This is a genomic window from Lentzea sp. NPDC058450 (assembly GCF_042721395.1).
GTDB lineage: Bacteria > Actinomycetota > Actinomycetes > Mycobacteriales > Pseudonocardiaceae > Lentzea.
The window spans coordinates 395,281-420,138 of record NZ_JBHXLO010000001.1 but is presented as its reverse complement, the minus strand read 5'-3'; the positions used below and the strand labels follow the sequence as shown (position 1 = coordinate 420,138).

Here is a 24,858-nt window from a genome sequence, read left to right as displayed (position 1 = left end):
GGTGCACGCGGTTGTGCGACCTCGGAAACGGGCATAGCTTGGGAGTCGGATCCCGAAACTTCGACTTTCTTGCGAGGTACATCTACAGGTTCTGCGGGTTGGGCAGCGACTCACGTGTCGGCGCTTCTCACGGTTTGCCGATGGGAGCGCGGCCGCATGAGCCAGCAGACCAACAGCGCGCAGGGCGTGCTGACCACCCGGACCGCGGAACCTGATGGGATCGCCGTCGTCACCGTGTCCGGTGAGATCGACAGCATGGCGGAGGACTCGCCGTTCACCGAGCTGCTCGACGTGATGCGGGAGGACCTCGAAGGGCTCGTCGTCGACATGGACGCGGTGACCTTCTTCGGCTCCGCAGGCGTCCACGTCCTGATCGCCATGGAAGAAGGCGCGCGGCACAGGAACATCCCGTTCGCGGTGGTGGCGTCCACGCGGGCGGTGCGGATGCCGCTGTCGGTGACCGGTGTGGACGCGCTCTTGGCGCTGCACCCGGACGTGGTCGGCGCGCTGGCCGCCGTCCGGTGCCTGCCTCACCCGAGACGAGGCTGATCAGCGGCCAGGTCCGGGTCGATGGTGTGGTGGGGCACGTTGACGAGGGTCAGGATCATGTCGGCGTTGGTGCCAGTCGGCGCGTAGAGCCTCAGCTCGCTGCCGTTGCCGTGGTGCAGCGCGGTGAGGCGGTGCAGGGCCGCGACGCCGGCGCTGGCCAGGTGGGTGACGCCGGACAGATCCACGGTGAGCGATCGCATCCCGGTGGAGCCAAGGGTCCGCACCCCGCGGGACACCTCGGACACCGTCGCCGCGTCGACGGCCCCTTCGACCCGCAAGCGAGGCCCTGGCGCGGACGGGTCGTCTCGTACCAGCAGAGGACCGGTGCGGACAGCGGGACGCTGGGGCGTCAGCCACGGCAGATCGCCCGTGCTGAGCAGGCGGGCGGGCTGGTGGAGCAGGAGGGTCGCGGTGGCGGTGGTCCCGCGCTCGCCGTGGTCGACGTGCAGGCTGTCGACGAGATGCTCGGTGAGCTGGAGGCCCAGCCCCCGATCGTCTGACGGTGACGGCGGCCGCCAGCGACCTTGGTCGGTCACCTGCACTCGGGCGTGGCCGGCGTCGGTGACGACCGCGGTCACGGTGACCTCGTTGGCGTCCGCCGAGTCGACGTAGGCGTGTTCGATCGAGTTGGTGAGCAGCTCGATGGCGGCCTGCCGGAGGGCGTCGCCGTCGTCGCCGGTGATGCGGGCCGAGGTCAGCCACTCGTTCAGCTGCTGGTGGAACGGAGGCAACGACTCGGGAACGGCCTCGATCGTCCACACCTGCTCCGGCGCGGGTGGAACGAGCTGACCGGCCAGCAGCGTGATGTCGTCGCGGTGTCCCGTGATCCGCACCAGCAGCTCCAACGTCTGCGTGCACACCCGCTCGGCGGTGGAAGCCGCGTCGTCGCGCAGGGCACGGTCGGCGGCGACGTCCGCCGAGGCCTGCACGAGCTCGACCGTGCTCTGCGCCAGCTCCCGGCCCGGCCTCTCCAGAATCCCGTCGGTGTAGAGCAGGACCACCTCGCCTTCGACGATGTGGTCGTTCATGACCGTCGCGACCGTGAACTCCCCGCCGACGCCGATGGGCCCGGCACCGGACGGCACCAGGTATCGACCGTTTCCAGTGGACGGAGACAGCACCAGCGGCGGGGGATGACCGGCCGTGCAGTACTCCAGCGCGCCCGTGCGTGGATCGAGCGTCACGACGCAGACCGTGGTGGCCTGGGCGCCACGAAGGCGGTGTGCGGCAGCGTTCAGGCCGTTCAGCGCGGCCGCGATGTCCGGCTCGGTCGCCAGCCGCTCGTGCAGCAGGACGCGCAGCTGCCCCATCGTGGCCGAGGCGGTGACGCCGTGCCCGACGACGTCACCGACCACCAGCGCCACACGTCCGTCGGGCAGGACGAGGGAGTCGAACCAGTCGCCGCCGGCCGAGTCCTCGGCGTTGGCGAGCAGGTAGCTGGCGGCGACCTGCACCCGTGGCAGCACGGGGACTCCTGGCGGCAGCAGTTCGCGTTGCAGCGAGTCGATCATGTCCCGGGCCTGGGCGTAGCGCTGCTCGGCCGCACTGGCCCGCTGTTGTGCCGCCTGCCGTTCGCGCACCCGCTCGGTCACGTCGGCGACGGACACGATCACGCCCGTCCGTTCCTCGCCCGTGCCCGCCAGCGGCGTGACGCTGAAGTCGACGAAGAACTCCGCCTGCTCGCCGGTCTCCGGCAGGTCGAACTGCAACCGGAAGTCGCGCTGCGACTCGGACTCCCCGGTCGCGTACACCCGCTCGAACACCTGGAAGAGCTGCTGACCGATCACCTCGGCGAACGCGTCGCGCACCAGCGTGCCGACCACGTCCGGGCGGCCCGTCCACGACCGGTAGAGCCCGGTGGCGGCGACGATTCTCAGCTCGGGGCCTTCCACGGCGGCCAGGATCGAGGGCATCTGGTCGAACACGTGCCGCACCAGCCCCGCGTCACCCACCTGGGCTGACAGCTCGTCGTCGGATGCCCCGCGCTTGGTCATCGCGTCCCCGTGTCCTTCCGTAGGTCCCTGACCGTCTGCCCGACATCCTCAGACGTCGGTGATGTCGTCGCCGAGCTTGGAGCTGGTGTCACGAGTCAGCACCGGCATGACGAACCAGAGCGTGCCGTAGACCAGCAGCGCGAGGACACCGATCAACCCGGCGAGCCAGCCACCGAGGACCACCTCGCTGAGCAGCAGGACGGTGCCGGTCATCGCGACGGCGAGGAAACCCAGCCCGGCCAGCAAGAACGTGTTGCCGGCCGCGACGACGTCCTCGCGGCGCCCTTGCCGGAACAGCATGCGGTGCCAGGCGGCGGGCGCGGTGAGCAGTGCCACGGCTGCGGCCGCACACAACACCGTCACCATGTGAGTGACACGGACGAACGTTGAGGCCGTGGCGTACTTCTCGGTGAACGCGATGGAGAGCAGGAATCCGAACAGGATCTGCACGCCTGCCTGGGCCACCCGCAGCTCCTGGAGGAGCTCGTTGACGTTGCGGGCCAACCGCCGCGACTCGGACTCCTGGATGTCGCTCATTCGGGTGGTCTACCCGAGGTCACGCGGCCGAAACGGAAACTCGCGCGTGCCGACGTGCCGTGTTTCGGCAGGTGTCTCAAGGGAACGCCTCTCAGAGGGCAGCCGACCCGAGAGGAGCAACGACGTGAAGGCTGTTGTGTGGCACGGCACGGGCGACATCCGGCTGGACGACGTGCCGGATCCGAAGATCCAGGAGCCGACCGACGCGATCATCCGCATCACCCGCAGCGCGATCTGCGGTACCGACCTGCACATGGTGCGGGGCACGATGCCGGGCATGGTCGAGGGCACCGTCCTCGGACACGAAGCTGTCGGCGTCGTGCTGGAGGTCGGTGACGCGGTGCGCGGCTTCTCCGTCGGTGACCGCGTGGTCGTGCCCTCGACGGTCGGATGCGGGACGTGCTCCTACTGCCGTGCCGGCTATTACGCGCAGTGCGACACCGCCAACCCGAATGGGCCGGCTTCGGGCACGTGCTTCTTCGGTGGCCCGCAGGCGACCGGGCCGGTGGACGGGCTGCAAGCGGAGTTCGCCCGAATTCCTTACGCGGCAACGACTCTGGTGCGGATCCCGGACGAGGTCAGCGACGACCAGGCGATCCTGCTGTCCGACATCTTCCCGACGTCGTGGTTCGGCGCCCGGCTCGCCGAGGTCGGCACCGGAGACACCGTGGTGGTGCTGGGCGCGGGCATCGTGGGCCAGCTCGCGATCACGTCGGCGAAACGTCAGGGCGCCGGACGGGTGATCGTGGTCGACGGCAACAGGTCCCGTTTGGACACAGCGCGGGCGCAGAACGCCGAGACCGTCGACTTCAACTCCGAGGACCCGGTCGCGGTTGTGAAAGACCTGACCGGCGGTATCGGCCCGGACCGCGTCATCGAGGCGGTGGGGATCGACGCGGAGCACCCGTCGTCGGGACCGGCGGCGAAGGAAGGCGAGCAGGCCGCCTCACCGAGCGGAGAGCTGTGGAAGCCGGGGTCGGCGCCAAGCCTCACGTTGCGGTGGGCGGTCGAGATGGTGGCGAAGGCCGGGTCCATCGGCATCATCGGCGTCTTCCCACCGGGGTTCGACCGGTTCCCCATCGGCGCGGCGATGAACAAGAACCTCACTCTGCGCATGGGCAACTGCAACCACCGGCGGTACCTGCCTCGGTTGCTGGACCTGGTGCTCACCGGGGTGGTCGACCCGATTCCGCTGATCACCCAGCACGAGCAGCCGACCGCGGCGATCGAGGCGTACAAGTCGTTCGACCTGCGCGAGGACGGCTGGCTCAAGACCGTTCTCGAAGTCGCGTGACCGCCCAGCGGTACCGCCGCGCCTGCGACTACCTCGCGGCCGCGATGATCTACCTCAAGGACAACGTCCTGCTCGAGGAACCGCTGCGGCCCGAGCACCTCAAGCCCAGGCTGCTCGGCCACTGGGGGACCTGCCCCGGCATCACGTTCGTCTACCGCGGCCTCAACAAGCTCGTCCGCGACACCGGCCGCCGCACGTTGCTGGTGACCGGACCGGGGCACGGCGCCCCGGCGGTGCACGCCAACCTGTGGCTGGAAGGCACGCACGAGCTGTACGACCCGGAACTGGGCCGGGACCGCGCGGGCCTGACGGAGCTGGTCCGGCGGTTCTCGTGGCCGGGCGGGTTCCCGAGCCACCTGTCACCGCAGGTGCCGGGCGTGATCAACGAGGGCGGCGAGCTCGGCTACGCGCTCTCGACCGCGTTCGGCGCTGCGGCCGACGACCCTGAACTTCTCGTCGCGTGCATCATCGGCGACGGCGAGGCGGCGACCGGGCCGACCGCGACCTCGTGGCACGGCAGGACGTTCTTCGACGATCCCGCGCACGGCCAGGTGCTGCCGATCCTGCACCTCAACGGCTACAAGATCTCCTCGCCGACGGTGTACGCGTCGATGGCCGACGAGGACCTGATCGCCCACTTCCGCGCGCTCGGCTGGTCGCCACAGCTCGTGAACGTCGAGTCGGTGCCGAACCCGGACGCCGCGCTCGACTCGGCGCTGGCGTTCGCGCAGGCGGCGGGGGACCGGTGGCCGATGATCCTGCTGCGCAGCCCGAAAGGCTGGGGACTCCCGGCCGAGGACGGCGACGGACTGCCGCTCGAAGGCACGTTCAACGCCCACCAGGTCCCGGTCGAGCACGACCAGATCGACGTGATCGAACGCTGGCTGCGCTCCTACCGGCCGGAGGAGCTGTTCACCGACGGCGTTCCGCACGACGACCTGCTCGACCAGCTGCCGGCCGAAGAGCTGCGGCTGGGCCGGGTGCCGCAGGCCAACGGCGGCGCGGTCCGGCGGGATCTGCCGTTGCCGGACCTCGCCGAGTTCGCCGTGGGGACCGACGAGCCGGCCAGTCCCACGAAGACCGCGGGGCGGTGGCTGACGGCGTTGATGAAGGCGACCGAGGACCGGCGCGACTTCCGGATCGTGTGCCCGGACGAGCTGGCGTCGAACAAGCTCGACGAGGTCCTGACCGTGACGGGCAGGGCGTTCACCCGTGACTTCAAGGGCTACAGCGAGAACCTCGCGCCGGACGGCCGGGTCTTCGAGATGCTGTCCGAGCACTTCTGCCAGGGCGTGTTGGAAGGCTATCTGCTGACCGGGCGGCACGGGCTGTTCCCGTGCTACGAGGCGTTCGTGTCCATTGTGGATGGAATGGTGAACCAGTACGCCAAGTTCCTCACGATGGCGCGCGACGTGGAGTGGCGCGAACCGGTCGCGAGCTTGAACTATCTGCTGACCAGCGAGGGCTGGCGGCAAGAGCACAACGGCTACAGCCACCAGGGTCCGGGATTCATCAACAACATGCTCACCAAGAAGGCAGCGGTGGCCCGGATCTTCCTGCCGCCGGACGCGAACACGTTGCTGGTGACGCTGGAGGAATGCCTCGCCTCGACCGACCGGATCAACGTGGTCGTGGCGAGCAAGCACGAAGGCCCGCAATGGCTGGACCTCGACGCTGCCCGGAGCCACTGCGCGGCCGGCGCGGGCGTCTGGCAGGACACCGAGCAGCCGGACGTCGTGCTGGCGTGCGCCGGCGGCGTGCCCACGGTCGAGACCGTCGCGGCCGCGCGACTTCTCCGCGAACGTGCCCCAGAGCTGAAGGTGCGCCTCACCAACGTCGTCGACCTGCTCTGCCTCGGCCGCAACGGCCTTGCTGAGGACGACTTCGAACGCTGCTTCGGCGGCGAGGACGTCCCGGTGGTGTTCGGCTTCCACGGCTATCCGTCCGCCGTGCACATCACGTTGCACGGCAGGCCGTCCCCGGATCGTTTCCACGTGCACGGCTACCGCGAGGAAGGCACCACGACGACGCCGTTCGACCTGTTGGCGAGCAACGAGATGAGCCGCTACGACCTCGCCGCCGACGCCGCCCGCCGCGCCGGGCTGAACATCGCCGACGACCTGATGGCCGAACGGGACGAGCTGCTCGCCCGCGCGTACCGCGACGGCCAGGACCCGCCGGAGGTGAGCTGATGACCACGGTGCTCGCGATCAACCCCGGCTCCAGCAGCCTGCAGGCCGAACTGGTGGACGGTGAGCCCGTGCTCGACCGTGCGGAGAGCGAGTCCGAGCTGTACAGCCTGCTCGAACACGACATCGACGCCGTCGGGCACCGGCTCGTGCACGGCGGAGCCGAACTCCTCACACCGACAGTGGTGGACGACAGCGTCGTCGAACTCGTACGCGACGCCTGCTCGCTCGCGCCGCTGCACGTGCCGGTGAGCCTGAAGCTGCTCATCGCTTTGCGGGAGAGGCTTCCTGACGTTCCGCACGTCGTGTGCCCCGACACTGCCTTCCACCGCGATCTACCGGAGGTGGCGGCGACGTGGGCGTTGCCCGAGTCGTGGCGCGCGAGATTTCGCCTGCGCCGCTACGGGTTCCACGGTCTGTCGTACAAGTGGGTCACGAGCCGCGTCGGCGAACAGAACGTGCTCGCCGCACACCTCGGCGGCGGAAGTTCGGTGTGCGCCATCAAAGACGGCCGCAGCGTCGACACCTCGATGGGGTTCACGCCGTTGGACGGCGTGCCGATGACCAAACGCTCTGGCAGCATCGACCCCGGTCTGGTCCTGTGGCTGATCGAGCAGGGGCTGAGCCTCGACGAGGTCCGGGACGGGCTGTACCGCGAGTCCGGGCTGCTCGGCCTCTCCGGCGGCCTGTCCTCCGACACCCGTGAACTGGTGGCGTCCGACGACCCGAAGGCGGCGTTCGCGCTCGACGTGTTCGCCCACCGGATCCGGCGCGAACTGGCGGCCATGGCCGCTTCCCTGGAGAGGGTGGACGCGGTGGTCTTCACCGGCGAGATCGGCTGGGACCAGCCCGAGGTCCGCGAGGCGGTCTGCTCCGGGCTCGGCGTGCTGGGCATCAGCGGCGGCCTGTCCGGCAACCGCGAGACCGACGGCCTGGTCAGCCAGGACGGCGCGGTGCCGGTGTACGTCGTGGAGCCGCGGGAGAACCTGCAGATCTGCCGCGACACTCTGGCCGCGTTGTGAGGGTCAGTCGGTGAGGATCCGGCCGTACCGTCGCAGAACCCGTTGCCGCAGTTCGGGATCCGTGCGCGGCACCGGTTGCAGGAAGACCTCGTCGACGTCGTGGAACTCCTCGCGCAGCGAGTTGTCGATGCGCAGGCACGCGTGCTCGATCTCGCCGGCGGTGTAGGTGTCGACGAGATCGACCCGCGCGCACACGAGCACCTTGTCGGTGCCGGTGAGCATGGTCTGCAGATCGACGAGGTCGTCGATCTCGGGTTGCCGTTCCAAGAACGCCCAGATCGCCCGCACGAGCCGCGGGTCCGCCTGCCGTCCGATCCAGCAGGCCCCTGCACGCCCGGCCCAGCAGCACCGCGACCACGGCCAGCAACACCCCGATGGCGATCGAGGCGACGCCGTCCCAGACCGCGGAGCCGGTCAGCTGGTGCAGACCCACTCCCGCCGCGGCCAGCCCGATGCCGATGACGGCCGCGAAGTCCTCGGTGAACACCGCACGCGGCGCGGGGTCGTCGGTCCGGCTCAGCTGCCGCGCCACGGACCGGTCGTGCTCGGCGGCCTCGTCCCGCACCTGCTTGGTGGCCTGCACCAGCGACGTCCCCTCCATCAGGAACGCGATGCCGAGCACCAGGTAGTTCACCCACACGTAGCTGTTCTGCTCCGGCTGCTCCACGATAGTGCGGACGCCTTCGTAGACGGAGAACGCCGCGCCCGAGACGAGGATCCCGAACGCGGCGAGCAGCGACCAGAAGTAGCGTTCCTTGCCGTAGCCGAACGGATGCTCGGCGTCGGCCGGGCGTTCCGATCGGCGAACGGCCGTGAGCAGCAGGATCTGCGTGGACGTGTCGCCCACCGAGTGTGCGGCCTCCGACAGCAACGCGCCCGAGCCGGACAGCACGCCCGCGATCAGCTTGAGGATCGCCACACCGAGGTTCGCCGCGAGCGCGACGAGCACGGTGAACTTGCTGCCCTTGCCCTCCACGTCAGGCCGGGATGGGACGTTCGGCCAGCGCCGACGCCACCGCGTGCAGGTTGGCCGCCATCGTCCGGCCGGTGTTCTCCGACCAGTCGTGACCCTCGTCGGTCTCGGAGTAGTCCTTGCCGGGACCAGGGCCGCGGTTCCAGTAGGTCCAGGCCTGGCCGGGGATGGTGTAGCCGATGTCGCCGAGTCCGCCGGAGATCTCGCTGATCACGTGGTGGGCACCGTCCTCGTTGCCGGTCACCACGACGCCGGCGACCCGGTTGTAGGCGACGGGGCGGTCCTCGTCGTCGGTCTCGGAGATCATCGCGTCCATCCGCTCCAGCGCCCGCTGGGCGATCGAGGACGGCCGGCCGACCCACGTCGGGGTGGCCACGACGAGGATCTCGGCCGCCAGCAACGCGTCGTGGATCTGCGGCCACTCGTCGCCGCCGCCGAGATCGGTGACGACGCCGGGCGGGATGTCGTGGTCAGCGAGCCGGAACGTGGCGACCTCGACGTCCTTCTTGGCCAGTTCGTCGATGACGACCTGGGCCAGGAGGTCCGTGTTGGACTGCTCCGGCGACTTCTTGAGCGTGCAGTTGAGCACGACAGCGCGCATGGGAATCGTCTCCTGAGAAAGGGAAATCCGGGTCAGACCGTGCCGGGACGGTCGACGTCACCGCGCCACGCACCGGTCTCGTGGCCGCCGCGCTCCTCGATGAACTCCTTGAAACGCTTCATGTCGCCCTTCACCCGGCGGTCGAGGATGCCGAGCTTGTCGGCGACGTTCTCGACGAACCCCTCGGGGTCGATGTCCATCTCGGCGGTGACCCTGGTCCGGTCGGTGTCGATTCGCTGGAACGTCACGACTCCGGCGTGGTTCGGGCCGGACTCCGACCGCCACGAGACCCGCTGGTCCGGCGTCTGGTCGACGATCGTGGCGTCGAACTCGCGCTTGACGCCGCCGATGTCGAGGCGCCAGTGCGTGCGGGAGGAGTCGATCTGCCTGATCTCGTCCACGCCCTCCATGAAGTGCGGGAAGCTCTCGAACTGCGTCCACTGGTTGTAGGCGGTCCGGACGTCCACGTCGACGTCGACCGACTCGGTGATCGTGCTCATGCAGGCACTCCTCAGATCGTGGGCAACAGCAACACTTTCTGTGCGCCGTAAAGCTTCTTCTGGAACATCTCGTAAGCACGGGGCGCTTCGTCGAGCGGCAACCTGTGAGTGGCGAAGTCGTCGACGCCGAGCGGATCGTCGGTGCCGCTGAGCAGCGGCAGGATGTCGTCGACCCAGCGGCGGACGTTCGCCTGTCCCATGTGGAGCCGGATCTGCTTGTCGAACAGCTCCATCATGGGGATCGGGTCGATCATGCCGCCGTAAACACCGGACAGCGAGATGGTGCCGCCGCGGCGCACCGAGTCGATGGCCGCGTAGAGCACGCTGAGCCGGTCGATGCCGGCCTTCTCGGTGAGCAACGCGCCTGCCTGGCGGGGAAGCGCGGACACGAGGTTGTGGGCGAACCGGACGGCCGTGGCACCGTGCCGGGCGACGCGCGCGGCCATCTGCCCGACCGGGCCGAGCCCGAACACCGCCACGGAACCGCCCGGCGGGATCTCGGCGTACTCGACGGCCTGCCACGCGGTCGGCAGCACGTCGGAGAGGTAGACGAACCGGTCGTCCGGCGGCCCGTCCGGGACCTTGACCGGCCCGTACTGCGCGCGCGGCACCCGCAGGTACTCCGCCTGCCCGCCGGGCACCTGGCCGTAGAGCTTGGTGTAGCCGAGCAACGCCGCGCCCTTGCCCTGCGCGGTCACCTGGGTGGTCTCGCACTGCGACTGCAGGCCGCGATCGCACATGAAACAGCTGCCGCATGAGATGTTGAACGGCACGACCACCCGATCGCCGGGTTTGAGCCGGGTCACCTCGGCACCGACCTCCTCGACCACGCCCATCGGCTCGTGCCCGAGCACGTCACCCTCGGTCATGAACGGGCCGAGGACCTCGTAGAGGTGCAGGTCCGAGCCGCAGACACCGGTGGAGGTGACGCGGACGACCGCGTCCGTCGGCTGCAGGATCCGGGGATCGGGCACCTCCTCCACGCGCACGTCGCGCTTGCCGTGCCAGGTGACCGCCTTCATCGCTGCTCCTCATCAGGGGAAATCGCAGATGTCGGGCGGGTGCCCTTGAGGATTGCGGGCAAACGTGCGGTCGCCGCTCCGATGAGGTTCTTGGCCGGATCACGCGGGTACCTGCCGCAAGAGCGAGTTCGTCGCCTCCGTTCAGAAGGCGGACAACCCACAGGGAGCGGTCATGAAGGTCGTCGTCACCGGCGCGACGGGGAACGTGGGTACGGCGCTGCTGCGCAGACTCGCCGAGGAACCGGACATCGAGGCGCACGGCATCTCCCGCCGCGCGCCCGCGAACGTGCCGCCGTACAGCGGCGTGCCGTGGACACCGGTCGAACTCGGCAGGCCGGGTGCGGAAGAGGTGCTCAAGGGCGTGTTCGACCAGGCTGACGCCGTGGTGCACCTGGCGTGGCTCATCCAGCCCGCCCGCGACGAACGTCTGCTGTACCGCACGAACGTGGCCGGGTCGGCGCAGGTGTTCGCTGCCGCTGTGGGAGCAGGTGTGCCGCATCTGGTGCACATGTCGTCGGTCGGCGCCTACTCGCCGGGCAGCAAGGACCGCCGGGTCGACGAGTCGTGGCCGGTGGACGGCGTGTCAACGTCCACCTACAGCAGGCACAAGGCCGCTGTGGAGCACATGCTGAACAAGTTCGAGTCGCAGCTGCTGATCTCGCGGCCGCGGCCCGGTCTGATCCTGCAGTCCGAGGCGGGTTCGGAGATCCGCGACTACTTCCTCGGCTCGTTGGTGCCGAAGTCCCTCTTCCGGCAACGAATTCCGGTCGTGCCGGTGCCGCGCGACCTGGTCATCCAGTTCGTGCACGCGGACGACGTCGCGGACGGACTCGTCCGCATCCTCAAGCAACGGCCGCCCGGCGCGGTGAACCTCGCGGCCGAACCGGTCGTCACGCCCAGGGCACTCGCGGAGGTGCTCGGCGGACGGCACGTCGCGGTGCCGGCGAAGGCGTTGCGCTTGCTGGCCGACGCGACGTGGCGACTGAGGCTTCAGCCCACCCCGGCGGGATGGGTGGACCTGGCGCTGAAGTCGCCCCTGCTGGACTCCTCCCGGGCGCGGACGGAGCTCGGCTGGGAACCGCGTCACGACGCCCTCGAGGCGTTGAGGGCGCTCGTGGACGGGGTCGCGGCGGGCAAGGAGCTCCCGGCGAGCTCGGCCAGGTGAGCCAGGTGTAATCGTGCGTCGACCGGGTATGCGGTCTTGGTGCGGAAGCGTCGGTGGTCGTTCGTGATCGGCCTGGGGGCGGTGCTGCTCGCCCTCGTGCTGCTGGGCGTCTGGCCGCAGAGCGCCGGCGGCTACCGGTCCACTGTGGAGTCGAGCGTGCAGGACGCCGTTTCGGCGACCGGCACCGCACGAGCGGCCGGACGGACGGCGTTGGAGGGCAACACGTTCCGCGCTTACGAGTCCACAGTGCTCGATGACGCTCGAAGCAGTGTGACGACTGCGTTCTCCGATGTGAGTGAACTGGCCGTACCGGATGCCGGCAGCGGGAGGCTTCGGGACGAGGTGCTGCCGTTGCTGCAGGAGTCCGTGCGCCTGGTCGACGACCTCGATCGGAGCCTGGCCGAGGACGATCGGACGTCAGCGACGCGATCGGTCGACGCGCTCGGCTCGGTGAGGGAGCGGCTCGCCGCTTTGCTGGAGGGACTGCGGTGAAGCGGCTCCTGGCGATCACGCTCGGCATCCTCACCGCGATCGGCGGTTTCGTCGACATCGGCGACCTCGTCGCCAACTCGGAGACCGGTGCCCGCTTCGGCATGCGGCTCGCGTGGGTCGTGGTGGTCGGCGTGATCGGCATCTGCGTCTACGCCGAGATGGCCGGACGGGTGGCGGCGGTGAGCGGCCGGCCGGTGTTCGACCTCATCCGCGAACGGCTCGGGCCGCGCGTGGCGCTGGCGAACCTGGCCGGGTCGTTCCTGGTCACGCTGCTGACGCTGAGCGCGGAGATCGGCGGTGTCGCACTGGCGATCGAACTGGCGACCAGCGTGCACTACCTGCTGTGGGTGCCGATCGCAGCGTTCGTGCTGTGGGTGGTGCTGTGGCGGGTGAAGTTCGAGCCGATGGAACGGGTCTTCGGACTTGCCGGGCTCGCGCTCGTGGTGTTCGTCGTGGCGTTCTTCGCGCTCGACCCGCCGTGGCACGGGCTGGGGGAGCAGGTGACGAGCCTCGGCCCGCCGTCCACCGAGGACTGGGGCGCGTATGGGTTCTTCGCGGTCGCGTTGTTCGCCGCCGCGATGACGCCCTACGAGGTGTTCTTCTTCTCGTCCGGTGCCGTGGAGGAGAAGTGGACGCGCCGCGACCTCGCGTTGGAACGCGTGAACGTCTTCGTCGGCTTCCCGCTCGGTGGCCTGCTGTCACTGGCGATCATGGGCTGTGCCGCGATCGTCTACCAGCCGGCCGGGATCCAGGTGGACTCGCTCGGCCAGACCGCCCTGCCGGTGGCGATGGCGCTGGGCAAGGTCGGGCTCGCGGTGGTGATCCTCGGGTTCTTCGCGGCCACGTTCGGCGCGGCGCTGGAGACGGGCCTGTCCGCCGGCTACACCGTGGCGCAGTACTTCGGCTGGCAGTGGGGCAAGCTCGTGCGCCCCAGGGAGGCGGCGCGGTTCCACACGGTCGTGCTCGTCAGCATCCTGCTCGGCGTCGCGATGCTGCTCACGACCGCGGACCCGATCCAGATCACCGAGTACTCGCTGGTGTTCAGCGCGATCGCGTTGCCGTTGACGTTCCTGCCGATCCTGATCGTGGCCAACGACCGCGACTACCTCGGCGACCAGGTCAACGGCCGCGTCGCGAACGTGCTGGGCGTGACCTACCTGGTGATCATTCTGGTCGCGGCGGTCGCGGCCGTGCCGCTGATGGTGCTGACGGGGATGGGCGGATGAGCGCTGAACTACCCGATCCGTTGCGGATCGACTTCCACCTGCTGGACCGCCAGATCCTCGACCTGGACGGCTACTTCGTGGGCAAAGCGGACGACGTCGAGCTCAGCGTCGCCGAGGACGGGCGGCTGGTGGTGGCCGCGATCCTGGTGGGCCACCACGCGCTCGGCGTGCGCATCGGCGGAGTGCTCGGCCGGTGGATGGCGGCGGTGGCGCGGAGGCTGCACACCACCGGCGACCCGCAGCCGTTGCGGATTCCGTTCGACCGCGTCGCGGAGGTCGGCAGCGCGATCCGGCTCGACGTGCGGCACGAGCTGCTCGACACACCCGCGTTGGAGTTGTGGTTGCGGGACAAGGTGATCGGACGGATCCCGGGAGCTGCTGATGTTGGCCATTGACCTGCTCGGACGCACCATACGTGACCGCGACGGCCGCGTGCTCGGTCGCGTGGCCGACCTGCTGACCGAAACCGACGAGGCCGGACGCCAGCGCGTGGTGCGCGTGCTCGTCGCACCTCGGTGGCGAGGACGACTGCTGGGATTCGAACGGCCCGGCTTCCAGCCGCCGTGGGTGCTGGAGAAGCTCGTGCGCTGGTTGCACCACGGCACCCGCGAAGTGGAGTGGGACGACGTCGAAAGTGGTGATCTCCAGTGACAGAGCGACGTTCGCGCAAGGTGACCATGGTGCCGAACGGCCCGATGCTCGTGGAAGGACCGGTCGAACTGGTCACCGACGACGGGACGACGCACACCAGCGATCGGTTCGTGGTCGCGGTGTGCGCGTGCCGGCGCAGCAAGCGTTATCCGTTCTGCGACACCAGCCACCGCAAGCGGGTCCGCAAGGACGACTCACCCGATTCCCACGACGACAAGAGGTGACTGGAGAGCCGCTCCTCGAGCAGTTCGGTGGCCTGCACGCCGAACACGACATCGGCCTTGAGCGACGGTTCCTGCTCCAGCAGTGAACCGATGACGTCACGGCGCATGATCTGCTCGTGCACCGCGTCGGCCTCGATGTGCTCGATGTAGAACTCGACGCAGCGCGGGTCCGCGTTCAGCCCGGCCAGCGCCTGGGTCATGCGGTACGCGCTCGGCCCGGTCGTGATCTCGGCGGCGGCGAAATGACCGACCAACGCGCCGCGCAGCGTCCTGTGCAGGCCGAACATCGTCATCATGTTGACGATCGCGATGGCCGGCGCCGGTACGTCGTCGAGGTAGTGCAGGTACTCCGAGCGCATGCCGGCGCCGTCGAGCAGGTCCGCGAACAACCGCGAGTGCATCCGCTCGGCACGACCACCGCCGTACTCGTCGAACTCGACGGCGACCAGGGCCGCCTTCGCCCTGCCGCGCAGCCGGGGGATGACCCACGCGTGCGGGTCCGCCTCCTTGTGGTGGTAGACCGACCGGTGGGCGAAGAACTCACGCATGTGGTCCCAGGTCCCGTGGTCACGCAGGTGGTGCGACACACCGTTGCCCGGGATCTCCTCGACCAGCAACGCCTCCAGCGCGGAGTCGAGGTCATCGCCTCCGTCCACATCGGAGCGCAGCTGTCCGAGGAAGACGTGTTCCATCTGGGCGCGCAGGCGCAACAGCTCCGGATCCCACTCCCAGGCGGGGTCCACGCCGTCGAAGCCGCCGTAATGCAGTTCGTACACCGTGTGCAGGGCGATGGCGAGGTCCTCGCCGTACGGCTCCGCGCGGATGAACGGAATCTCGCGCCCGTCCGGTGCGCCGTTGAGCGCGGTGACGACCTGCTCGGACAGCGGGCCGCGTGGCGAAGGAAGTTTCACCCCTGAGTCATACCCGCGCCGCGACCAGCCCAAGCGCCAGCGCCAGTTCGCCGCGTTCCTCCAAAGCGGACTGCACGTGCTTGAGCAGGTCGTCCACCAACGCGGTCGCGGGCACGCGGCACTCCCGCCACGGGTCAACACCGGCGCCATCGATGCCGTACCGGGAGGCCGTCCACAGAGCCGCCGCGAGCACGTCGTCCCGCACCGCGGGAGGCTCCACGCCGGCGCTGATGTCCGCGTGCGCGGCGTGTACGAGAGCCCGGGACAGAACAGCCTGCAGAACCGCGTCGTCCACCCCGGCGGCGGCGTCGGCGACCCGGAACTCGATGGTCGGCAGCGTCGTGGCCAGGCGCACCAGCCAGAACGACTGCGCCCGGTCCACGAGCGTCCCGCAGGTCACCATCCTGTCGACGTGGGCGTCGTACTCGTGCGCTCCGGCGAACCGCGGGGGAATGCCCGACCCGGGAAACCTCGACTGCTGCACGGCTCGCCAGCTCGCATAGCCGCGGCCAGGGGAGTTGGCGGACAGGGCGAGCAAGGTGGGCAACCACGGCCGGACGCGGTTCAACACCGCCACCGCCGTCTCACGGTCTGGCACACCGACGTGCACGTGACATCCGCACGCCTCGTAAGTGTCGATCACGCCGGCATACGTGTCGAGGATGCGGTGGTACCGGGCGCCTTCTGCGGCGACCGGGTGCGGTGCAGGTTTGACCGGCGTGCCTCGGGACAGCACGTCCAAGCCTTCTTCGCGAGCGGCATCGGCCACCATCGCGCGGGCGTGAGCAAGTGCATCGGCGAGAACGGCGACGCTGGTGCACGGTCCGGTCGCGGCCTCCACCTGGGTTCCCGCGAACTCCGCGTGGAACTTGGTGAGATCCGTGTCCTGCAGCCGGGCGAGCACCGCCTCGGCGCGCATTACCGTGCGCCCGGAGGCCGGATCGACGAGCAGAAACTCTTCTTCCACACCCACGGTGTCGGCGCACGTGTCTGCCAAGTGACCGTCTCCGCTCTTCCAGGACGTTGCGACCTGCGAATACCCGCGAATCCTGGTGGGTATGCGGGTCGGCATGGACGACAAGACGATCGAAGCGCTGGGCAAGCTCCGCAAGGCGCTGGAGACCACGGAACGCGCCCGCGGCCACCTCTACTCGTTCCACCAGCTCACCGGCACCGCCGACTTCGAACTCGACGACGCGATAGCGGCACTGCGCGAGGCAGGCCACGCCGAACACGCGAACCGCGTGCAACGAGAACTGACGGGCCGCAACGTCCTACCGGGACGGTGGACGTTCCAGATCGTCGAAGAGTACGACGACATCTACTACGACGTGTTCCGCGATGTCGAACGCGCCGCACGGGACGATCTCGCCGGTGGGCAGCGGCACGGGCTCGAGAAGCAGCTCAAGCGCGACCGCCAGAGGCGCAGTGCCGCCGCGGACACGCACCCCTGACGTGTCGGGCCGCGTTCGCCGGGTACTCCGATCCCGTACCCGGCGAAAGGTTCGTTCCATGACCACCGTGTCCCGCACGTTCACCGTCCAGGCCTCACCCGAGGTCGTCGTGCCGTACCTGGCCGACTTCGGCAACGCCGTGCAGTGGGATCCCGGCACCGAGGCCTGCACCCGCAACGACGCCGGACCCGTCCAGGTCGGCGCGAACTGGCACAACACCTCCAAGATCGCCGGCATCACCACCGAACTGACCTACACCCTCGAACAGCTGGCCGGCGACCGCATCGTGCTGGTGGGCCGCAACGACACCGCGACCTCCACGGAGACCATCGAGGTCACCCCCAGCGGAGCGGGCTCGACCGTCACCTACACCAACGACCTGGAGTTCAAGGGCGCCGCCAAGCTCGCGGCCCCGCTGGGCAAGGTGGTGTTCGAGAAGCTGGGCAACGACACCGAGAAACAGCTGACCGAGGTCCTCAACGGACTGACGCGCTAGTGCGGTGGCCGCGCGGAGTCAACGTCCCCAACCTGCGGCGCGTGGCAGCGCTGTCCGCCGCCGCGGTGACAGCGATCCAAGCCACCACTGCGGTGGTCGCGCTGCGCAAAGGACGTCGTGACTACGCCGACGTTGCCTGGGGACCGGGCTTGGCCGCTGTCGCGCTCACCGGAGCGCTGGCCGGCGGCGGTGACGCGCGCAGGCGGTGGGCGCTGGCGGCCGCTGTGACGGCGTGGGCGGCGCGGCTGGAACACCAGATGCTGAACCGGGTGCGCCGCAGCGAGGAGGAAGACCCTCGCTACACGGAGTTCCTCGAAGGCGACCGGACGGTCGCGGTGGTCGGCAAGGTCTTCATCACGCAGGGGCTCTGCCAGTTGCTGGTCTCCCTGCCGATCCAGATCGCCGGGGCTAGCGCCCTGCCGCGCACCGCCCGCAGGTGGCTCGCTCCCACCGGCGTGGCTGTCATGGCGGTAGGAGCGTTGATCGAGGCGTTGGCCGACCGGCAGAAGACCGAGTACTCGAAGCAGGATCGCGACGATCGCCCGGATGTGCTCGACACCGGCCTGTGGGGCTGGTCGCGACACCCGAACTACCTCGGCGACTCACTCGTCTGGGACGGTGCCTGGCTCACAGCGGCCGCGTCGACGCCGGGCGGGTGGACGCTGCCGGCACCGGCTCTGATGACCTACCTGCTGATGTTCGCGACCGGGGCGAAGCGCACCGAGCAGCGAATGCAGGATCGGCCGGGATATCGCGACTACCAGAACCGCGTGGCGTTCTTCTTTCCCTGGCCGACATCGAAAGAGGCATGAACGCCGAGTGCGACTCAGTCCTTCTTGAAGGCGTCCTTGACCTTCTCGGCGGCCTCCTTCGGGTGGCCCTTGAGCTGGTCGCCCTTCCTTCTTGTGGCGTGCATCCGCAGCGACACCACTCCGGTCGCGCCGGATACCTGTACCTCTCAGCGGGTATGTCATCTGCATGGGAAAGCACAGGGTGGTCGTTGTCGGAGGTGGGTTCGGCGGTTTGAGCGTCGTGCGCGGTCTCAAGCGCGCGGACGTCGAGGTCACGTTGATCGACCGAACCAATCACCACCTGTTCCAGCCGTTGCTCTACCAGGTGGCGACGGCGTTGCTGCCCGCGGGAGACATCGCGCCCTCGTTCCGGGCGATCCTGCGCGGGCAACGCAACGCGCACGTCCTGCTGGGCGAGGTGACCGGATTCGACACGAGCCGCAAGGTGGTGCACGCCGACCTCCCGGACGGCCGTTCGCACACCGTCGGGTACGACACGCTGGTCGTGGCCGCCGGGTCTCGCGACAGCTACTTCGGCCACGACGACTGGGCTGAGCCGGCGCCCCCGATGAAGACCCTCGAACAGGCCGTCGATCTGCGTTCGAAGCTGCTGCGGGCGTTCGAGACGGCGGTGGTGGCAGACGATCCGAAGCAGTGGCTCTCGTTCGCCGTCGTGGGAGCGGGGCCGACCGGCGTCGAGCTCGCGGGTCAGATCGCCGACCTGGCACGCCGGGCGTTGAAGGGGCAGTTCCGGGAGATCGACCCGCGCGACGTCCAGATCACGCTGCTGGACGCCGTACCGCACGTCCTGCCGCCGTTCTCCCCGCCGCTGCGCGAGCACGCACGGGCGAAGCTGGAGCGGCTCGGCGTCAAGGTGATGACCAACGCCATGGTCGAGTCCATCGACGCCGAAGGCCTCACCACCAAGGAAGGCGACAGGGTCGAGGCGCGGACGATCATCTGGGCGGCCGGTGTGCAGGCCTCACCATTGGCGCGCAAGCTCGCCGAGGCGACCGCGACGGAGCTGGACCGCAAGGGCCGGATCCTGGTGAACCCCGTGGACTGCTCCGTCACCGACGACATCTTCGCAATCGGCGACATGGTGAACCTGAAGGACCTGCCGGGCATCGCCGAGCCTGCCCTCCAGGAGGGCCATCACGTTGCCCGCGTGATCAAGGCCCGCCTCAAAGGACAACGCGCGAAGCCGTTCCGGTACCTCGACCTCGGCACGATGGCCACCATCTCACCCGCGGACGCCGTCGCGGACATCAAGAAGCTTCGGCTCAAAGGAGTCATCGGCAAGACGGCCTGGGCGGTCGTTCACATCGCGTTCCTGGTCGGGTGGCGCAACCGCGCCGCCGTGCTCACCCAATGGAGCTGGAACCTGCTCACCGGCCGTCGAGCGCAGCCGATCATTCTGGAGCCAATGCGTGCGATAGAGCGATGACCTTGTGTTGCGGCATGAGGTCGCGGTGGTGCGCCGTACTCGTGGTCGTCTGCGGTTGGACTGGGCTGACCGCGCTGTGCTGGCCGCGTTGGTGCGGCGGCTACCTCGCTGGCTCCGGGAGCACTGGTTGGTGTCGCCGCGCACGGTGTTGCGGTGGCGTCGGCGCCTGGTCGCCAAGAAGTGGACCTACCCGAATCGGAGCGGTCGCCCGCGGGTCGACGAGACCATAGTGGCGTTGATCGAGCGTATGGCGCGTGAAACACGGCCTGCGATGGGCGGGGCGGTGTGTAGGAGCGCGACCGCATTCCTCCCGCACCGCGCCCAAGCCGCCCGACCGGCGCGGTGGCCGGAGTCTTGGGGGCATGCTGACGTTCATGAATCGTGAGCACGACGTCGTCGTCTTCGGCGCCACCGGGTTCGTGGGGTCGCTAACTGCCGCATACCTGGCCCGGCACGCCCCCGAGGGCGTGCGGTTCGCGCTGGCCGGGCGGTCCGCGGACAAGCTCGCCGCCACCAGGGCCGGGCTGCCTGCGGCGGCGCGGGAGTGGCCGCTGGTCGTCGTCGACTCGGGGGACCCGGTCGGGCTGGCGGCGCTGGCCGCGTCGACGCGGGTGCTCGCCACCACCGTCGGCCCGTATGCGCGTTACGGGCTCCCGGTCGTCGAGGCGTGCGCACGGGCCGACACGCACTATGCGGATCTGACCGGCGAGGTGTTGTTCGTCCGCGCCGCGATCGACGCCGTGCACGAGCTGGCCCTGGAGTCCGGAGCCCGGATCGTGCATGCCTGCGGCTACGACTCGATCCCGTCCGACCTGGGCATGCTGTTGCTGCACGAGAGGGCCGTGGCCGACGGCGCGGGTCCGCTCACCGACGTGCGGCTGGTGGCTACGGTCCGCGGCGGTTTCAGCGGCGGCACGATCGACTCGCTGCGGGCGCAGATCGAGGCCTACGAGAGCAACCCCGGCCTGCGCCGCGTCGCCGCCGATCCGCATGCGCTCAGCCCCGACCGCGCAGCAGAACCGACGCCCGCCCAGCCCCGCGACGCGGGGATGCCCTCCCGCGCCGCCGACGGAACGTGGCAGGCGCCGTTCGTGATGGCCCCGTTCAACACCCGCATCGTGCGGCGCAGCAACGCTCTGCTCGATTGGGCCTACGGGCCGGAGCTGCGCTACGGGGAGGTAATGGGCGCGGGGCAGGGCGTCACCGGAGCGCTCGTGGCGGCCGGTATCACCGGAGGGCTTGCCGGGCTGGTCGGCGCGATGTCGGTCAAGCCGGTCCGCGGCCTGCTCGACCGCGTGCTGCCCGCGCCCGGTACCGGGCCCAGCGAACAGGCTCGTGCGAAGGGCTGGTTCCGTTCGGTGCTGCACGCCACCACCAGCTCGGGGCGCCGCTACCGGGCCACAGTCGCCGGACCAGGCGATCCCGGCTACGCCGCCACGGCCGTCATGCTCGGGCAGAGCGCCCTCTGCCTGGCCCTCGACGACGACCTTCCGCAGCGGTCCGGCTCGCTCACGCCTGCGACGGCGATGGGCCGGCCTCTGATCGATCGCCTGCGGCTCGCCGGCCATACCTACGACGTCACGACTGCCTGACCCACGCCGCCGTGGGGGTGGATGCTTCTTGCGGCCTCGGGAAGCGTGTCCTCGTCGTGGCACGGAAGCCGCGGACGGATGGTCCTCGGTATCGATACGTCATGCGGGCCTTGAGGGAGGTTGATCCAGGCGAGTACGTCGAGCCTGGTTTGGGTGGCCCGCGTGGGAGAACTCCGTGCTAGGGGTGAGCTGGCCTGGTGTCTGGTGTGGCTTGCTCTTGGTCTGTTTGGGTGGAGATGGACAGGACGTCGTCACGACGACTTTGACAGCTGGGTCTCGGTTTTGACCGAGGGAGCTGACTGTGGCCACGTTGACGAATGCCGAGCTGGTTGCCGAGTTGACGGGACGTCGCCGTCCAGCGGCACCGTCTGAGGAGCCTGGCCTGCGCTTCGCGTTCTACGGCCGGATGTCGACGAGCACGTTTCAGGACGTCCAGACATCACGTGCGTGGCAGCGCGCCGTGTCGGATGAGTTGATCGAGGGCATCGGCTCTGTCGTCGCGGAGTTCTTCGATGTGGGTGTGTCGCGACGGTGGTCGTGGCTGGACCGTCCGGCGGCTGCGGCGTTGCTGGCCGCCGCTGCAGATCCTGATCGTGACTTCGACGCGGTCGTGGTGGGGGAGTACGAGCGGGCGTTCCACGGTGATCAGTTTCGGCAGGTCGTGGTTCGGCTGAACGCACTGGGTGTCGAGGTGTGGCTGCCGGAAGCGGGTGGCCCGCTGGAACTCGGGAGCCCTGTGCATGAGGCGTTGATGGTGTTGTTGGGTGCGCAGGCGCAGCGTGAGGTGGCGCGGGCCCGTCAGCGAGTGCTGGCAGCGATGCGGGCGCAGACGCGGTTGCAGGGTCGCTTTCTGGGTGGTCGGCCGCCGTACGGCTATCGGCTTGTTGATGGTGGTCGACATCCGAATCCGGTGCATGGGCGGTGGGGTCGGCGGGTGCAGGTGTTGGCGCCGGATCCGGTGACCGCGCCGTGGGCGCGGTGGATGTTTGCCGAGCGTGCTCGCGGGCGGACGGTGGCGTCGCTGGCGCGCGAGCTCAACGAGCGTGGCGTGGTGTGCCCGTCGGGCGCGGATCGCGAGCGGAACGCGCACAGGTCGGGGGAGCGGTGGATCGTCCGGACGGTGGCGATGATTCTGGAGAATCCGCGGTATACCGGCCGGCAGGTGTGGAACCGAAGCAGCACAACCGGTCACGGGCCGGGTGGCCGTGCTGGTGGCCGCGGCTCGGGGGCACTGCGATACAACCCAGTTAGCGAGTGGGAGGTGTCCGAGCGGATCGCGCACGAGCCACTCGTCGATGACGAGACGTTTGTCGCGGTGCAGGGGATGCGGGTGGTGAAGCCTGCCGAGGGCGGCGTGGTACGGCGTTACCTGCTGGCGGGGCTCGTCGTATGTGGGTTGTGTGGCCGTCGGATGGACGGGCACTGGGTTCATGGGCGAGCGGGCTATCGGTGCAGGCATGGCTTCACGAGCGCCAAGCGACGTTCCGACGGCGCACCGCGGAACCTCTACGTCCGAGAAGACCACCTGCTCAGGGCACTGCCGTACCTACTTGAGCGGGCCGCTGGACCCGTGGAAGAAGGCGCGGGTGAGGAGTTGGCCGATCACGTCCGCGAGCAGCGTCTGCAGATTCACTATGACGACCGGTGCCTTGAAATTCGCCCCGCACAACTAACGTTGAAAACTTCGGAACCTGCTCGTCGCCCAGTTCAGCCAGTGCTTGCGTTGGGTTGGCGCGCTGACGTAGAAGTGGCCGAAATATAAATTACCCCACGGGATTCTGATGAATCCCGTGGGGTAAGAGAATGTCCGAGGACGAAGTCGCACACTATTCACCCACCTATCGCTTCCCGGTCCTGAGTAGAAGCAACGGAGCGATATGGCCACCAAGGCCCGTCCCGCGACAGCCGTGAGGGACGGGCCTTGCTCTGGTGCCGCTGAGCCTGTGAGCTGCGAAGACTTGTTTCGGGACGCCAGGGCACCTCGTAGATCAGCTGTCCTGGAGACCTTCGGGCCGACGTAGGGAGACCGGGGGAGTGGCGGTACCGCGAGACAGCCGCGCCATGAGGCGGGAGCGCACAGTCTTTGGACGCCCTCGCGCTCTGTAACGCGCCAGCAGCCGTGCTCGATCACGGAGCCATGGCAGGTGATGGCGCGCAGTGCACTGGAGATCACTTCGACGGACCAAATCGACATCGAACCGATGGGCACGACGACGTTGTGTGCCTGTTCGTTGGAGGCCTGCTAGGACCGGACGTTCTGAGCGTTGCAGGCAGGTTGTCACGAGCCACTCAGATGGGTTCATGCAACAGGATGCACAGGCAGGACAGCCTTGGCCTTCAGGTCCGTGAGACTTCAATATTGACGTCCGCGGACGCAGGGAGGCGATCGACGCGATGAGCGAGCAGATCCGGCTTTGGGCCGAGGTCGTACTAGCGGCAAGTGTCGCCATTGGTGTTGCCGTGGGCATCTACAGTCTGCGGCTCTTTATCCTACGTCAGCGATTCGTCGAAGCCCAGGCTGAGCACGAGCGGATAGACGCACGAGAACGTCGACTCAATGAACTGTACGCAGGTGCTACTGGTCAGCTGGGCAATGAAGTAGCTGCGGTGCGACTGGCCGGGGTGTACGCACTAGAACGGCTTGCGCTGGAAGTGCCGGATATGCGACAGGTCATAGTTAACGTTCTGTGTGCGTACCTGCGAATGCCATTCACGCGCGAAACTCCAAGTCAGCTTCCTGAGGTCGACTCTCCGCAGCGGAATGAGCTATCCGTTCGGCTGACAGTGCAGAGGGTTTTGGCGAGGCATCTAAGAAAATCTTCTGGTATCGCAGGCAGTGAGGCCTGGCTTGGTATCGATCTGGATCTAACCGGCGCGTTCCTGGTTGATATAGATTTTTCGGACTGCGAATTTCGGTCTGTTGACTTCGCGAGGGCCACTTTTGTCGGTTCGGCACGGTTTGAACATATCTCCATCGCAGGTAATGCATCTTTCGAAGGTTGTCGTTTCGAAAACTCCGCGTACTTTGATTCATGCAGTTTTGAGGGTGCCTGCACCTTCTTGGATGCAAACTTCGCTCGCCTCGCATCCTTCAGTGACATGCGCGCCGGAGGCCTCGTTGTATTCGACGGTGCCAATTTCGCGCAAAATGCAGACTTCTCCGATGGCGCTTTCTTCAGTGAGGTAAGTCTCCGCGGCGTCAACTTCAGTTGGGACGCGTTCTTCCTTCGCGTCAGGTTCGTCTCTGATGTTATCTTTGATGGTTCCAACTTCAGTCGGGATGCGATATTCGATGCCGCGGCTTTTATCGCCAGCGCGTCGTTTGAAGGCTGTGCATTCAATGGCCGGCTCTCGCTGATCGGGGTAGAATTCGACGGAACACTTGCGTCGTCGAGCTCGATAGATGCCTTTGGGTCTTTGGGCAGAATGGACCCAGACGAGGCTGCGAGAGTGGGATCCAGCCTCCTTGAGCGATACTTCGACGCCGGGCTTCAGCCGGATTTGGATCGTGCTATTGGGGTGCTTGAGAGTGCTGCGGAGTTGACGGCTTCGGGTTCTGCTGAGCGTGCTGGTCGGCTTTCGAACTTGGGGATCGCGCTTCGTGCTCGATTCGAGTACTCACATGACCCTGGTGATTTGGATCGTGCTATTGGGGTGCTTGAGAGTGCTGCGGAGTTGACGGCTTCGGGTTCTGCTGAGCGTGCTGGTCGGCTTTCGAACTTGGGGAT

Annotated in this window: 25 protein-coding genes and 1 pseudogene; 17 read left to right on the top strand and 9 right to left on the bottom strand. The window is 68.3% G+C overall.

Features of this window, described 5'->3' with window-relative positions; translation table 11 throughout:
* The first annotated feature begins 156 nt into the window (after positions 1-156).
* Positions 157-549: an STAS domain-containing protein gene (locus tag ACFWNN_RS02105; RefSeq protein WP_382437965.1), complete on the top strand. Its 393-nt coding sequence runs from the start codon at positions 157-159 to the stop codon at positions 547-549.
* Here ACFWNN_RS02105 and ACFWNN_RS02100 read toward each other — a convergent pair.
* The gene (locus ACFWNN_RS02100) at positions 531-2,543 is read right to left on the bottom strand and encodes a SpoIIE family protein phosphatase (RefSeq protein WP_382437964.1); all 2,013 of its coding nucleotides are present in this window, start codon (positions 2,541-2,543) and stop codon (positions 531-533) included. The two genes, ACFWNN_RS02105 and ACFWNN_RS02100, sit on opposite strands and share 19 nt — an antisense overlap.
* A 48-nt stretch (positions 2,544-2,591) precedes the next feature.
* Positions 2,592-3,080, bottom strand: a complete 489-nt coding sequence (locus ACFWNN_RS02095) for a DUF6328 family protein (protein WP_382437963.1) — start codon at positions 3,078-3,080, stop codon at positions 2,592-2,594.
* Between the two features lie 124 nt (positions 3,081-3,204).
* On the opposite strand from ACFWNN_RS02095, the gene ACFWNN_RS02090 reads away from it, so the two are divergent.
* Genes ACFWNN_RS02090 through ACFWNN_RS02080 form a run of 3 tightly spaced genes read left to right on the top strand, consistent with a single transcriptional unit; the run spans position 3,205 to position 7,585 of the window.
* Positions 3,205-4,374 (top strand): zinc-dependent alcohol dehydrogenase, encoded by a 1,170-nt coding sequence (locus tag ACFWNN_RS02090; RefSeq protein ID WP_382437962.1) that lies wholly within the window; start codon positions 3,205-3,207, stop codon positions 4,372-4,374.
* Entirely contained in the window at positions 4,371-6,566 is a 2,196-nt protein-coding gene (locus ACFWNN_RS02085; RefSeq protein ID WP_382437961.1) for a phosphoketolase family protein, read from the top strand. Before ACFWNN_RS02090 ends, ACFWNN_RS02085 begins: the two co-directional genes overlap by 4 nt.
* Entirely contained in the window at positions 6,566-7,585 is a 1,020-nt protein-coding gene (locus tag ACFWNN_RS02080) for an acetate/propionate family kinase (RefSeq protein WP_382437960.1), read from the top strand. The genes ACFWNN_RS02085 and ACFWNN_RS02080 overlap by 1 nt, the downstream gene beginning before the upstream one ends.
* Before the next feature lie 3 nt (positions 7,586-7,588).
* On the opposite strand, the gene ACFWNN_RS02075 is transcribed toward ACFWNN_RS02080, so the two are convergent.
* The 5 genes and pseudogenes from ACFWNN_RS02075 to ACFWNN_RS02055 form a co-directional block, all read right to left on the bottom strand.
* A complete protein-coding gene (locus ACFWNN_RS02075) occupies positions 7,589-7,873 on the bottom strand; it encodes a hypothetical protein (RefSeq protein WP_382438405.1) in 285 nt (94 codons plus the stop codon).
* A 76-nt stretch (positions 7,874-7,949) separates the two neighbouring features.
* A pseudogene (locus ACFWNN_RS02070) lies at positions 7,950-8,477 on the bottom strand (cation diffusion facilitator family transporter); the annotation flags it as partial.
* A gap of 85 nt (positions 8,478-8,562) precedes the next feature.
* Positions 8,563-9,159, bottom strand: coding sequence for a flavodoxin family protein (locus ACFWNN_RS02065; protein WP_382437959.1), 597 nt, complete (start codon positions 9,157-9,159; stop codon positions 8,563-8,565).
* Between the two features lie 32 nt (positions 9,160-9,191).
* Positions 9,192-9,659, bottom strand: coding sequence for an SRPBCC family protein (locus ACFWNN_RS02060; RefSeq protein ID WP_382437958.1), 468 nt, complete (start codon positions 9,657-9,659; stop codon positions 9,192-9,194).
* Between the two features lie 11 nt (positions 9,660-9,670).
* Entirely contained in the window at positions 9,671-10,681 is a 1,011-nt protein-coding gene (locus ACFWNN_RS02055) for an alcohol dehydrogenase catalytic domain-containing protein (protein WP_382437957.1), read from the bottom strand.
* Between the two features lie 172 nt (positions 10,682-10,853).
* Between ACFWNN_RS02055 and ACFWNN_RS02050 the strand changes: the two genes are divergently transcribed.
* From ACFWNN_RS02050 to ACFWNN_RS02025, 6 genes are read left to right on the top strand one after another with little or no spacing between them, the layout of a single operon-like run.
* Positions 10,854-11,846 (top strand): NAD-dependent epimerase/dehydratase family protein, encoded by a 993-nt coding sequence (locus tag ACFWNN_RS02050; RefSeq protein ID WP_382437956.1) that lies wholly within the window; start codon positions 10,854-10,856, stop codon positions 11,844-11,846.
* Positions 11,847-11,885: 39 nt separating this feature from the next.
* On the top strand, positions 11,886-12,338 hold the full coding sequence (locus ACFWNN_RS02045; protein ID WP_382437955.1) for a hypothetical protein: 453 nt from the start codon (positions 11,886-11,888) through the stop codon (positions 12,336-12,338).
* A complete protein-coding gene (locus ACFWNN_RS02040) occupies positions 12,335-13,564 on the top strand; it encodes an NRAMP family divalent metal transporter (protein WP_382437954.1) in 1,230 nt (409 codons plus the stop codon). The genes ACFWNN_RS02045 and ACFWNN_RS02040 overlap by 4 nt, the downstream gene beginning before the upstream one ends.
* Positions 13,561-13,959 carry a hypothetical protein gene (locus ACFWNN_RS02035; RefSeq protein WP_382437953.1) on the top strand — a complete coding sequence of 133 codons (399 nt, stop codon included), beginning with the start codon at positions 13,561-13,563 and terminating at the stop codon, positions 13,957-13,959. Before ACFWNN_RS02040 ends, ACFWNN_RS02035 begins: the two co-directional genes overlap by 4 nt.
* A complete protein-coding gene (locus ACFWNN_RS02030) occupies positions 13,946-14,215 on the top strand; it encodes a PRC-barrel domain containing protein (protein WP_382437952.1) in 270 nt (89 codons plus the stop codon). Before ACFWNN_RS02035 ends, ACFWNN_RS02030 begins: the two co-directional genes overlap by 14 nt.
* Positions 14,216-14,241: 26 nt before the next feature.
* Positions 14,242-14,439, top strand: coding sequence for a CDGSH iron-sulfur domain-containing protein (locus ACFWNN_RS02025; protein WP_382438395.1), 198 nt, complete (start codon positions 14,242-14,244; stop codon positions 14,437-14,439).
* Here ACFWNN_RS02025 and ACFWNN_RS02020 read toward each other — a convergent pair.
* Positions 14,361-15,350 carry an iron-containing redox enzyme family protein gene (locus ACFWNN_RS02020; protein WP_382437951.1) on the bottom strand — a complete coding sequence of 330 codons (990 nt, stop codon included), beginning with the start codon at positions 15,348-15,350 and terminating at the stop codon, positions 14,361-14,363. The two genes, ACFWNN_RS02025 and ACFWNN_RS02020, sit on opposite strands and share 79 nt — an antisense overlap.
* Positions 15,351-15,357: 7 nt before the next feature.
* On the bottom strand, positions 15,358-16,347 hold the full coding sequence (locus tag ACFWNN_RS02015; RefSeq protein WP_382437950.1) for a YbdK family carboxylate-amine ligase: 990 nt from the start codon (positions 16,345-16,347) through the stop codon (positions 15,358-15,360).
* Positions 16,348-16,408: 61 nt separating this feature from the next.
* Here ACFWNN_RS02015 and ACFWNN_RS02010 point away from each other — a divergent pair, with 61 nt between their 5' ends.
* From ACFWNN_RS02010 to ACFWNN_RS01980, 7 genes are all read left to right on the top strand, one after another.
* Positions 16,409-16,804: a hypothetical protein gene (locus ACFWNN_RS02010; protein WP_382437949.1), complete on the top strand. Its 396-nt coding sequence runs from the start codon at positions 16,409-16,411 to the stop codon at positions 16,802-16,804.
* A 58-nt stretch (positions 16,805-16,862) separates the two neighbouring features.
* Positions 16,863-17,300, top strand: a complete 438-nt coding sequence (locus ACFWNN_RS02005) for an SRPBCC family protein (protein WP_382437948.1) — start codon at positions 16,863-16,865, stop codon at positions 17,298-17,300.
* 41 nt (positions 17,301-17,341) lie between these two features.
* Positions 17,342-18,112: a DUF1295 domain-containing protein gene (locus ACFWNN_RS02000; protein ID WP_382437947.1), complete on the top strand. Its 771-nt coding sequence runs from the start codon at positions 17,342-17,344 to the stop codon at positions 18,110-18,112.
* A gap of 166 nt (positions 18,113-18,278) precedes the next feature.
* A complete protein-coding gene (locus ACFWNN_RS01995; RefSeq protein WP_382437946.1) occupies positions 18,279-19,538 on the top strand; it encodes an NAD(P)/FAD-dependent oxidoreductase in 1,260 nt (419 codons plus the stop codon).
* Between the two features lie 374 nt (positions 19,539-19,912).
* A complete protein-coding gene (locus ACFWNN_RS01990; RefSeq protein WP_382437945.1) occupies positions 19,913-21,130 on the top strand; it encodes a saccharopine dehydrogenase family protein in 1,218 nt (405 codons plus the stop codon).
* Between the two features lie 301 nt (positions 21,131-21,431).
* Positions 21,432-22,892 carry a recombinase family protein gene (locus ACFWNN_RS01985; protein WP_382437944.1) on the top strand — a complete coding sequence of 487 codons (1,461 nt, stop codon included), beginning with the start codon at positions 21,432-21,434 and terminating at the stop codon, positions 22,890-22,892.
* A gap of 632 nt (positions 22,893-23,524) precedes the next feature.
* Positions 23,525-24,858: pentapeptide repeat-containing protein (locus tag ACFWNN_RS01980; RefSeq protein WP_382437943.1), on the top strand; the 1,334-nt coding region annotated here is incomplete at its 3' end.